The 11,480-nt window shown below is 62.2% G+C and carries 11 protein-coding genes; all 11 read left to right on the top strand.

From position 1 onward, the window contains the following. Nucleotides 1–6 precede the first annotated feature (6 nt). The 11 genes from rpoC (at nucleotide 7) to rplB (ending at nucleotide 11,473) form a co-directional block, all read left to right on the top strand. Nucleotides 7–3,645, top strand: coding sequence for a DNA-directed RNA polymerase subunit beta' (rpoC, locus tag AACI_RS13480; RefSeq protein ID WP_012811936.1), 3,639 nt, complete (start codon nucleotides 7–9; stop codon nucleotides 3,643–3,645). A 124-nt stretch (nucleotides 3,646–3,769) separates the two neighbouring features. Then, nucleotides 3,770–4,027 (top strand): ribosomal L7Ae/L30e/S12e/Gadd45 family protein, encoded by a 258-nt coding sequence (locus tag AACI_RS13475; RefSeq protein ID WP_008339811.1) that lies wholly within the window; start codon nucleotides 3,770–3,772, stop codon nucleotides 4,025–4,027. A gap of 112 nt (nucleotides 4,028–4,139) precedes the next feature. Next, complete coding sequence (rpsL, locus tag AACI_RS13470) at nucleotides 4,140–4,553, top strand: 30S ribosomal protein S12 (protein WP_008339808.1); 414 nt, start codon at nucleotides 4,140–4,142, stop codon at nucleotides 4,551–4,553. Nucleotides 4,554–4,625: 72 nt separating this feature from the next. Next, the gene (rpsG, locus tag AACI_RS13465) at nucleotides 4,626–5,096 is read left to right on the top strand and encodes a 30S ribosomal protein S7 (protein ID WP_012811935.1); all 471 of its coding nucleotides are present in this window, start codon (nucleotides 4,626–4,628) and stop codon (nucleotides 5,094–5,096) included. A 27-nt stretch (nucleotides 5,097–5,123) separates the two neighbouring features. Then, entirely contained in the window at nucleotides 5,124–7,199 is a 2,076-nt protein-coding gene (gene fusA / locus AACI_RS13460; protein WP_012811934.1) for an elongation factor G, read from the top strand. A gap of 13 nt (nucleotides 7,200–7,212) precedes the next feature. Continuing rightward, the gene (gene tuf, locus AACI_RS13455) at nucleotides 7,213–8,400 is read left to right on the top strand and encodes an elongation factor Tu (protein WP_012811933.1); all 1,188 of its coding nucleotides are present in this window, start codon (nucleotides 7,213–7,215) and stop codon (nucleotides 8,398–8,400) included. Nucleotides 8,401–8,677: 277 nt separating this feature from the next. Further along, the gene (gene rpsJ / locus AACI_RS13450; RefSeq protein ID WP_008339792.1) at nucleotides 8,678–8,986 is read left to right on the top strand and encodes a 30S ribosomal protein S10; all 309 of its coding nucleotides are present in this window, start codon (nucleotides 8,678–8,680) and stop codon (nucleotides 8,984–8,986) included. A gap of 54 nt (nucleotides 8,987–9,040) precedes the next feature. After that, on the top strand, nucleotides 9,041–9,676 hold the full coding sequence (gene rplC, locus AACI_RS13445) for a 50S ribosomal protein L3 (protein WP_012811932.1): 636 nt from the start codon (nucleotides 9,041–9,043) through the stop codon (nucleotides 9,674–9,676). Nucleotides 9,677–9,704: 28 nt separating this feature from the next. Further along, complete coding sequence (rplD, locus tag AACI_RS13440) at nucleotides 9,705–10,325, top strand: 50S ribosomal protein L4 (RefSeq protein ID WP_012811931.1); 621 nt, start codon at nucleotides 9,705–9,707, stop codon at nucleotides 10,323–10,325. Further along, the gene (gene rplW, locus AACI_RS13435) at nucleotides 10,325–10,612 is read left to right on the top strand and encodes a 50S ribosomal protein L23 (protein ID WP_012811930.1); all 288 of its coding nucleotides are present in this window, start codon (nucleotides 10,325–10,327) and stop codon (nucleotides 10,610–10,612) included. Before rplD ends, rplW begins: the two co-directional genes overlap by 1 nt. A 30-nt stretch (nucleotides 10,613–10,642) precedes the next feature. Further along, nucleotides 10,643–11,473, top strand: coding sequence for a 50S ribosomal protein L2 (rplB, locus tag AACI_RS13430; RefSeq protein ID WP_012811929.1), 831 nt, complete (start codon nucleotides 10,643–10,645; stop codon nucleotides 11,471–11,473). The last annotated feature ends 7 nt before the right edge of the window (nucleotides 11,474–11,480 follow it).

The raw sequence follows: 11,480 nt of genomic DNA, 5'->3' as shown, positions 1-11,480 counted from the left end.
CACAAGTTGTTTGACCTGAACAACTTTGAGTTCATGAAGATTGGGCTCGCGTCGCCGGAAAAGATCCGCTCCTGGTCGCACGGCGAGGTGAAGAAGCCGGAGACCATCAACTACCGCACGCTCCGCCCGGAGAAGGAGGGGCTGTTCTGCGAGAAGATCTTCGGCCCGACGCGGGACTGGGAGTGCCACTGCGGCAAGTACAAGCGGATCCGCTACAAGGGTGTCGTGTGTGACCGCTGCGGCGTTGAGGTCACGCGGTCCAAGGTGCGCCGCGAGCGCATGGGGCACATCGAGCTGGCGGCGCCCGTCTCGCACATCTGGTTCTTCAAGGGCATCCCGAGCCGCATGGGGCTCATCCTCGACATGTCGCCGCGGGCGCTCGAGGAGGTCATCTACTTCGCGTCGTACGTCGTGACCGATCCCGGCGATACGCCGCTCGAGAAAAAGCAGCTGCTCTCGGAGAAGGAGTACCGGTCCTACCGCGAGAAGTACGGCTACGCGTTCAAAGCGGGCATGGGCGCCGAGGCCATCCGCACGCTCCTGCAGGAGATCGATCTTGACCGCGAGGTTGAGATCCTGCGCGAGGAGCTGCGCACGGCCCAAGGGCAGCGGCGCAACCGGGCCATCAAGCGCCTAGAGGTCATCGAGGCGTTCCGTCAGTCCGGCAACAAGCCGAGCTGGATGATCCTCGAGGCGCTGCCGGTCATTCCGCCGGACCTGCGTCCCATGGTGCAGCTGGACGGCGGCCGCTTCGCCACGTCCGACCTGAACGATCTGTACCGCCGCGTCATCAACCGCAACAACCGCCTGAAGCGACTGCTCGATCTCGGCGCGCCCGACATCATCGTGCAGAACGAGAAGCGGATGTTGCAGGAGGCTGTGGACGCGCTGATCGACAACGGCCGGCGTGGACGCCCGGTCACAGGACCCGGCAATCGGCCGCTCAAGAGCCTGTCGCACATGCTGAAGGGCAAGCAGGGCCGCTTCCGCCAGAACCTGCTCGGGAAGCGCGTCGACTACTCCGGCCGATCCGTCATCGTGGTGGGGCCCGAGCTGCGCATGTACCAGTGCGGCCTGCCGAAAGAGATGGCGCTTGAGTTGTTCAAGCCGTTCGTCATGAAGGAACTGGTGGCGCGCGGGCTCGCGCACAACATCAAGAGCGCGAAGCGCAAGGTCGAGCGCGTGTCGGATGAAGTGTGGGACGTCGTCGAGGACGTCATCAAACAGCACCCTGTGCTGTTGAACCGCGCGCCGACGCTGCACCGTCTGGGCATTCAGGCGTTCGAGCCCGTCCTTGTCGAAGGGCGCGCCATCAAGCTGCATCCTCTCGTCTGCACGGCGTACAACGCGGATTTCGACGGCGACCAGATGGCCGTGCACGTGCCGCTTTCCGCCGAGGCGCAGGCGGAGGCGCGCCTGCTGATGCTTGCCGCGCACAACATCCTGAACCCGAAGGACGGCAAGCCGGTCGTGACGCCGACGCAGGACATGGTGCTCGGATCCTACTATTTGACCATCGAGCGCGAGGGCGCGCCCGGCGAAGGCAAGGTCTTTGCGTCCGTGTCTGAGGTGGAGTACGCGCTCCATCAGCGGCTCATCACGCTGCAGACGCGCATCGCGCTGCCGGCCAAGGCGGTCGGCAAGACGTCGTTCACGGAGAAGCAGGCGAATGCGCTCCTGATCACGACGCCGGGCAAGCTCATCTTCAACAGCATCTTCCCGTCCGACTTCCCGTATCTGAACTCTGCGGCGAAGTCCAACCTGCTCGGCGGTCCGCCGGACGACACGTTCATCTTCGAGAAGGGCGTGGACATCCGCGAGGCGATTCTCAAGCGCCCGATCCCGAAGGCGGTCATCAAGAAGGATCTGGGCAACATTCTGGCCGAATGCTTCCGCCGCTATGGCACGACGATGACGGCCGAGATCCTCGACAAGGTGAAGCGGCTCGGGTTCCACTATTCGACGCTCGCCGGTATCACCATCTCGATCAGCGACATCGTGGTGCCCGAAGAGAAGAAGCGCATCATCGCCGAGGCGGAGGCGAAGGAACACAAGCTGAAGCTTCAATACCGGCGCGGTCTCATCACGGAAGAGGAGCAGTACGTGACCTTCAGCCAGATCTGGTCGGAGGCCAAGGAGCAGATCTCGTCCATCCTCATGGAGAGCATGGACCAGTTCAATCCCATTTATATGATGGCCACTTCCGGTGCGCGCGGTTCGAACTCGCAGATCACGCAGCTCGCGGGCATGCGCGGGCTCATGGCGAACCCGTCGGGCGAGATCATCCAGCTGGCCATCAAGTCGAACTTCCGCGAGGGCCTGTCGGTGTTGGAGTACTTCATCTCGACCCACGGCGCGCGCAAGGGCCTCGCTGACACGGCGCTGCGCACGGCGGACTCGGGTTATCTCACGCGCCGCCTCGTCGACGTGGCGCAGGACACGATTGTGCGTGAGCACGACTGCGGCACCGACAAGGGCCTGCGGGTCATGGAGATCCGCGATGGCAGCGAGGTCATCGAAGACTTGCGCGATCGCCTCGAAGGTCGTGTCGCGTTCCAGGATGTGTATCACCCGGAGACGGGCGAGAAGATCGTCGGCAAGAACGAGATGATCGACGAGGAAGCCGCGGACAAGATTGTCGCGGCGGGCATCAAAGAGGTTACCATCCGCTCCGTCCTGACCTGTCGCACGCGTCACGGGGTGTGCCAGCTCTGCTACGGCCGCAACTTGGCGACGGGCGATATGGTCGAGGTGGGCGAGGCGGTCGGCATCATCGCCGCGCAGTCCATCGGCGAGCCGGGTACGCAGCTCACCATGCGCACGTTCCACACGGGCGGCGTGGCGGGTGACGACATCACCCAGGGTCTGCCGCGCGTGCAGGAACTCTTTGAGGCGCGCAACCCGAAAGGTCAGGCCGTGATCGCGGAGTTCGACGGCGTCATCACCGACATCCGCGAGGGCAAGGACAAGCGCGAAATCGAGCTCACGGGCGAGAGCGAGACGAAGACGTATCAGATCCCGTACGGGTCGCGGATTCGGGTGAGCGTGGGCCAGCAGTTGGAGGCCGGCGAGGAGCTCACGGAGGGCTCGGTCGATCCGAAGGAGATGCTGCGCGTCAAGGGCCTGCAGGGCGTGCAAAACTACCTGCTGCGCGAGGTGCAGCGCGTTTACCGCCTGCAGGGCGTGGACATCAACGACAAGCACATCGAGGTCATGATCCGGCAGATGTTGCGCAAAGTTCGCATCCTCGACGCTGGAGACACGGATCTCCTGCCGGGGACGTACGTGGATCTCTTCGAGTACGAAGCCGCCAACCGGGAGGCACTTCTCTCGGGCAAGGAGCCTGCGGTGGCGCGCCCGGCGCTGCTTGGGATCACCAAGGCGTCGCTTGAGACGGATTCGTTCCTCTCGGCCGCGTCATTCCAAGAGACGACCCGCGTGCTCACCGAGGCGGCCATCAAGGGCAAGGTAGATCGCCTGCTCGGCCTGAAGGAGAACGTGATCATCGGCAAGTTGATCCCGGCGGGCACGGGCATGGTGAGGTACCGCAACGTGGAGCCGGAGGTCGTGCGCCCGGGCGACGCAGAGGCGGCTGCGACAGGCGAAGAGGTTGCCGAAACCGAGGCTGTGTCGAGCGCGGAGTGACGACGGTCAAGTCGCTGGGAAATTCGGGCTGTCGACCTGCGTTTGGTTGACAGCCCGGAAATCGCGATGATAGAATTCCCTAGTGTGCGTCAGCACGATGTTTTCCATTGAGGAGGATCGTGCGGTGTCCCTTGACGACATACGCCAAGCGAAGAAGAAGACCGTCGGCACCAACCAGACGTTAAAGGCGCTGAGGCAACCGTCTGGTCGTGTGGTGTGCGTGTATGTCGCGAAGGATGCCGAGCCGAGAGTGACGGAACCTGTGGTGCAGTTGGCGTCGAAACTCGGAGTTCCGATTGAATGGGTCGACACCATGAGGCAACTCGGGAAGGCTTGCGGCATTGAGGTCGGCGCGGCGTCCGCCTGCATCCTGGCAGAGTAGCGATGCTTCGCTGTGGCGTGCTTTTTGTTTGCGGACCGATGAACCACCAGGGTCTGTGGTCTTGCGAGAGGGTCAACCGCGAGGATCGGAACACTTGAGAGGAGGTGCACGGGTGCCGACCATCAACCAATTGGTGCGCAAAGGCCGGAAGGCCGTCGTGAAGAAGTCCAAGGCGCCTGCGCTGCAATTCGGCTACAACAGCCAGACCAAGAAGCTGACGAACCTGCCGTCTCCGCAGAAGCGCGGCGTGTGCACGCGTGTGGGCACCATGACGCCGAAGAAGCCGAACTCGGCGTTGCGGAAGTACGCGCGTGTCCGCCTGACCAACACGATTGAGGTCACGGCGTACATCCCCGGTATCGGGCACAATTTGCAGGAGCACTCCGTCGTGCTCGTTCGCGGCGGACGTGTCAAGGACCTGCCTGGTGTGCGCTACCACATCGTCCGCGGTGCGCTGGACGCGGCTGGCGTGAAGGATCGCATGCAGGGCCGCTCGAAGTACGGGGCGAAGCGGCCGAAGAAGTAACGGTCTTTCGTCCGCGTATTGCTTGAGCATTGGCTTCGGTGCTGACGATTGGCTAGGAAAGGAGGGGGCAGTGTGCCGAGAAAGGGGCCCGTCCCAAAGCGTGACGTGTTGCCGGATCCCGTGTACAACAACAAGTTGGTGGCTCGCCTGATCAACAAGGTGATGGTCGACGGGAAGAAGGGCATCGCTGAGCGCATTGTGTACAAGGCGTTCGACATCATTCGGGAGCGCACGGGCAAGGACCCGATGGAGGTCTTTGAAGCGGCGCTGAGGAATGTGATGCCCGTGCTGGAGGTCAAGGCTCGCCGCGTGGGCGGATCGAACTACCAGGTGCCTGTCGAGGTGCGACCGGAGCGTCGCATTTCGCTCGGTCTCCGCTGGTTGGTCCAATACGCCCGTCTGCGGAGCGAGAAAGGCATGGAGTATCGCCTGGCCGCCGAGCTGATGGATGCCGCCAACAATACCGGCGGCGCGGTTCGGAAGCGCGAGGACACGCACCGCATGGCGGAAGCCAACAAGGCGTTCGCGCATTATCGCTGGTAATCTGACGGTTAGAAGGGAGGCGGCGCGATGGCACGCGCATTCCCGCTCGAGAAGACGCGGAATATCGGCATCATCGCTCACATCGATGCCGGTAAGACGACCACGACCGAGCGTATCCTGTTTTACACTGGCCGCGTCCACAAGATCGGCGAGGTGCACGAAGGTGCCGCGACGATGGACTGGATGGTCCAGGAGCAGGAGCGCGGGATCACCATCACGTCCGCCGCTACGACCTGTCAATGGAAGGGGCACCGCATCAACATCATCGACACGCCAGGCCACGTGGACTTCACGGTCGAGGTGGAACGCTCTCTGCGCGTGCTCGACGGCGCGGTAGCCGTCTTCGACGCCAAAATGGGCGTCGAGCCCCAATCCGAGACGGTGTGGCGGCAGGCTGACAAGTACCACGTTCCTCGTATCGCCTACGTCAACAAGATGGACATTGTGGGCGCTGACTTCCTCGGGTGCGTGGAACAGATGAAGAAGCGCCTGGGTGCCAAGGCGGTCCCGATTCAGCTGCCCATCGGCGCGGAGGACACCTTCAAGGGGATGGTCGATCTCATCGAGATGAAGGCCATCATCTACACGGACGATCTCGGCACGCGCGCCGAGAATACGGACATTCCGCCCGAGCTGCAGGCGCTGGCGGAGGAGAAGCGCGCCGAGATGATCGAGGCCGTCGCCGAAGTCAACGAGGAACTGATGATGAAGTACCTCGAGGGCGAAGAGTTGACGGTCGACGAGATCAAGGCCGGGCTCCGCGAGGGCACCTGTAAAGGTATTCTCTTTCCGGTTCTCTGCGGTTCGTCGTATCGCAACAAGGGCGTTCAGCCGATGTTGGACGCTGTCGTGGAGTATCTCCCGGCGCCAAACGACATCCCGGCCATCAAGGGGTTCACGCCCGACGGGCAAGAGGTGGAGCGCCACTCGTCCGACGACGAGCCGTTTGCGGCGCTCGCGTTCAAGATCATGAGCGATCCGTTCGTCGGAAAGCTCGCCTTCTTCCGGGTGTATTCCGGCACGCTGCAGTCGGGATCGTACGTCCTGAACTCGACGAAGGGCAAGCGCGAGCGGATTGGCCGCATTCTCCAGATGCACGCGAATCACCGTGAGGAGATCGAAGAGGTCTACGCGGGTGACATCGCGGCTGCGGTGGGTCTCAAGGATACGACGACCGGCGACACGCTCTGTGATGAGAAGAATGTCGTGATCCTGGAGTCCATGGACTTCCCGGATCCGGTGATCTCGGTCTCCATCGAGCCGAAGACCAAGGCCGACCAGGACAAGATGGCACTCGCCCTCCAGAAGCTGGCGGAAGAGGACCCGACCTTCCGGACCTACACGGACCAGGAGACCGGCCAGACCATCATCCAGGGTATGGGCGAGCTGCACCTCGAGATCATCGTCGACCGCATGCAGCGCGAGTTCAAGGTCGAGTGCAATGTGGGCAAGCCCCAGGTGGCGTACCGCGAGACCATCACGAAGCGCGTCGAACAAGAGGGGCGTTTCGTCCGGCAGTCGGGTGGGCGCGGTCAGTACGGCCACGTCAAGATCATCCTGGAGCCGCTCGAGCGCGGGCAGGGCTTCGTGTTCGAGAACAAGATCGTCGGCGGTGTGGTGCCGAAGGAATACATCCCCGCTGTCGAAGAAGGCATCCAGGAGGCCATGCGGAACGGTGTGCTGGCGGGTTACCCGCTGGTGGATATCAAGGCCACGCTGTACGACGGTTCGTACCACGAGGTCGACTCCAGCGAAATGGCCTTCAAAATCGCCGGCTCCATGGCGCTCAAGGCTGGCGCCGAGAAGGCGGATCCCATCCTGCTCGAGCCCGTCATGCGTGTCGAGGTGACGGTCCCGGAGGAGTACATGGGCGATATCCTTGGCGACATCAACGCCCGCCGCGGCCGCGTGGAAGGCATGGAGACGCGCGGCAACGCCAGCGTCATCAAGGCGTATGTGCCTCTGGCTGAGATGTTTGGTTATTCCACCTCCCTGCGATCGCGCACGCAAGGGCGCGGCACGTATTCGATGGAACTCGCGTACTACGACGAGGTTCCGCGAAACGTCGCAGAGGGGATTATCAAGAAGAACAAAGGCGAATAAGGAGTGAGCTCTGGTGGCTAAGGAGAAATTTGAGCGCACGAAACCCCACGTCAACATTGGCACCATCGGGCACGTCGACCACGGTAAGACGACGTTGACCGCTGCCATCACGACGGTGTTGGCTGCGAAGGGTAAGGCAAAGGCGCAGCGGTACGAGGACATCGACAAGGCTCCCGAGGAGCGCGAGCGCGGTATCACCATTAACACGGCGCACGTCGAGTACGAGACGGACAAGCGTCACTACGCGCACGTCGACTGCCCCGGGCACGCGGACTACGTGAAGAACATGATCACGGGTGCTGCGCAGATGGACGGCGCCATCCTCGTCGTGTCCGCTGCGGATGGCCCGATGCCGCAGACCCGCGAGCACATCCTCCTGTCTCGTCAGGTGGGTGTCCCGTACATCGTGGTCTTCCTCAACAAGTGCGACATGGTGGACGACGAGGAGCTGCTCGATCTCGTCGAGATGGAGGTTCGCGAGCTTCTCAACGAGTACGAGTTCCCCGGCGACGATGTCCCGGTCATTCGCGGCTCCGCGCTGAAGGCCCTCGAGGGCGATCCGCAGTGGGTTGCGAAGATCGAAGAGCTGATGAATGCGGTGGACGAGTACATCCCGACGCCGGAGCGCGACACGTCGAAGCCGTTCCTCATGCCGGTTGAGGACGTGTTCACCATTACGGGTCGCGGTACCGTGGCGACGGGGCGCGTTGAGCGCGGCACGCTGAAGGTTGGCGATGAGGTCGAGATCGTCGGTCTGCGCGAGGAGCGCCGCAAGACGGTTGCGACGGGTATCGAGATGTTCCGCAAACTCCTCGATGAGGCGCAGGCGGGTGACAACATCGGTGCTCTGCTCCGCGGCGTGGAGCGCAAGGACGTGGAGCGCGGTCAGGTGCTCTGCAAGCCGGGCAGCATCAATCCTCACACGAAGTTTGAGGCTGAGGTGTACGTCCTGACGAAGGAAGAAGGTGGCCGCCACACCCCGTTCTTCAACGGCTATCGGCCGCAGTTCTATTTCCGCACGACGGACGTCACGGGCGTGGTTCAGCTGCCGGAAGGCACCGAGATGGTGATGCCTGGCGACAACGTGTCGATGACGGTGGAGCTCATCGCTCCCATCGCCGTCGAGGAGGGCACGCGCTTCTCGATCCGCGAGGGCGGCCGCACGGTAGGCGCCGGCGTCGTGACGAAGATCCTGCAATAACGTCCAAACGCGGAAACTCCATCATCGTGAGAGCGAGAAGGCGGTCAGTGGACCGCCTTCTCGCTTGTGGGCGAGCGCCAAGGTGCGCTTGATCGGATCCTGCTGGATTTGTCACAACTCTTGTCAGTGCACTGCGCCTCTAGTATAATATCGAGCGTTGGTCTCTGAAGGCGATGAGGCGGAAGGTTGCCCATGTGTCCAGCGCCATATGGGATACCGCTGGGGGAATTTCCGCTGAGTATGTCCAACGAATTGGGCGACAAAGGAGGGAAAACATATGGCGAAGCAAAAGATCCGGATCCGCCTGAAGGCGTATGATCACACGGTATTGGATCAATCCGCGGAGCGCATCGTCGAAACGGCGAAACGTTCGGGCGCGAAGGTGTCTGGACCTGTGCCGCTTCCGACGGATCGCGAGCTCTACACGATTCTTCGCGCTCCCCATAAGTACAAGGACTCGCGAGAGCAGTTTGAGATTCGCACGCACAAGCGGTTGATCGACATTCACAATCCGACGCCGCAGACGGTGGATGCACTCATGCGCCTCGATCTGCCTTCGGGTGTGGACATTGAGATCAAGCTTTGACCATAGGGTGAAACGCGTGGATGCGTTGTAACGTGTGACGAGGAGGTGCACGCTTTGAAAGGGATTCTCGGGCGCAAACTCGGCATGACGCAGGTCTTCACGGAGGACGGAGACGTCGTGCCGGTGACGGTGATCGAGGCGGGCCCGTGTGTCGTGCTTCAGAAGCGCGTCTTGGACAAGGACGGCTATGAGGCCATTCAACTGGGCTTTGCGGACAAGAAGGCGAGCCGCGCGACGAAACCGGAAATAGGTCATGCTGCGAAGGCTGGCACGGCTCCCAAGCGGTACATCCGCGAAATCCGCGGCGTGAACGTGGAGGAGTACGAGGTCGGGCAACAGTTGAAGGCGGACATTTTCGCGCCTGGCGATATGGTCGACGTGACCGGTGTGTCGAAAGGCAAGGGTTTTGCAGGCCCCATTAAGCGCCACAACCAGCACCGTGGGCCGATGGCGCACGGTTCCAAGTACCACCGCGGCGTGGGTTCGCTGGGTTCCATCGCGCCGAACCGCACGTTCAAGGGTCAGACGATGGCCGGTCGCATGGGCGGCGAGCGCGTGACCGTGCAAAATCTCGAGGTTGTGAAGGTTGATCCGGAAAAGAACGTGATCCTCATCAAGGGTTCCGTTCCTGGGCCTCGGAATTCGTTCGTGACGATTCGGTCTGCTGTGAAGCAGCCCGCCAAGAAGTGAGGAGCCTGACCGAAGGGAGGAAGACGACATGCCGACAGTGGCTGTATTGAACACGGCCGGCCAGCAGGTGGGTGAGATCGAGCTGAATGAGAAGATCTTCGGCGCTCCGATTCGGCCGGATTTGATGCACATCGTGGTCCTGCAGTATCTCGCCGCTCGGCGCCGCGGGACGCACAAGACGAAGACGCGCGCGGAAGTCTCCGGCGGCGGACGCAAGCCTTGGCGCCAAAAGGGAACGGGTCGGGCGCGCCAGGGCAGCATTCGTGCTCCGCAGTGGCGGGGTGGCGGTGTCGTGCATGGCCCGGTGCCGCGTTCGTATGCGTTCAAGGTGCCGAAGAAGGTGCGGCGCGCTGCGCTGTATAGCGCCCTGTCTTCGAAGGTGCAAGAAGGTAAAATCGTCGTGGTGGAAGGGCTTGAGTTCGAACGGCCGAAGACGAAGGACATGGTGGGCGTCCTGCGCAACCTGAATGTGGAGAAGGCGCTCATCATCGACGGTGAGAAGAAGCAGCCGGTCTATCTATCGGCGCGCAATATTCCGAACGTGAAGTACATGGAGGCCGCGGGTCTCAACGTGTACGAACTCCTCCGTCACGACCATCTCGTGCTGACCAAGGACGCCGTTCAGAAGGTGGAGGAGGTGTTCGCCTGATGGATCCGCGCGATTTGATCAAGCGCCCGATTATCACGGAGCGCTCGACGGAATTGATGGAAGAAAACAAGTATGTGTTCGAGGTCGATCGCCGCGCCAACAAGGTCGAGATCCGTAAGGCGATTGAGAAGCTGTTCGACGTTCAGGTGGAATCCGTCCACACGATGAACGTGCGCGGCAAAAAGAAGCGGGTCGGGAAGTTCGTCGGCCGCACACCGGATTGGAAGAAGGCCATCGTGAAGCTGAAGCCCGGCTCGAAGACGATCGACTTCTTCGGCGAGTCGTGATCGCAGTCCACTGACAAGGAGGTCGTCTCGATGGGGATCAAGAAGTATCGCCCGACTTCTCCTGGCCGCCGCTTCATGTCGGTCTCGACGTTCGAAGAGATCACGACGGATAAGCCGGAGAAGTCGCTGCTCGTCCCGCTGAAGAAGAAGGCGGGCCGAAACAACCAGGGCCGCATCACCGTGCGCCATCGCGGGGGCGGTCACAAGCGGATGTACCGCATCATTGATTTCAAGCGCAACAAGGATGGCGTGCCGGCGAAGGTGGCCACGATCGAATACGATCCGAACCGGTCTGCACGCATCGCGCTGCTTCACTACCTGGATGGGGAGAAGCGCTACATCATCGCGCCGCATGGACTCAAGGTTGGCGATGTGGTGATGAGCGGAGAGGACGTCGACATCCGCGTCGGCAACGCCCTGCCGCTTCGGTCCATCCCGGTGGGTACCATCATCCACAACATTGAGCTTCGTCCGGGACACGGCGGGCAGCTGGCCCGTGCGGCGGGTGCGAGCGCCCAGCTGATGGCGAAGGAAGGCGACTACGCGCAGGTTCGTCTCGCGTCGGGCGAAGTCCGGAAGATTCTTCTGTCGTGCCGCGCGACCATCGGTCAGGTCGGGAACTTGGACCACGAAAACATCACGCTTGGCAAGGCCGGGCGCAGCCGTTGGTTGGGGCGCAGGCCCACGGTTCGTGGTTCCGCGATGAACCCGGTGGATCACCCGCACGGCGGTGGCGAAGGCAAGGCGCCGATCGGCCGCAAGTCGCCGATGTCGCCTTGGGGTAAGCCGACGCTGGGCAAGAAGACGCGCAAGAAGAACCATCCGACAGACAAGTACATCGTGCGCCGCCGCACGAAGTAATTCGAAA

This window comes from Alicyclobacillus acidocaldarius subsp. acidocaldarius DSM 446, from assembly GCF_000024285.1.
Taxonomy (GTDB): Bacteria; Bacillota; Bacilli; order Alicyclobacillales; family Alicyclobacillaceae; genus Alicyclobacillus; species Alicyclobacillus acidocaldarius.
The sequence above is the reverse complement of the archived record's forward strand: the minus strand, read 5'-3'. Positions and strand labels throughout refer to the sequence as shown.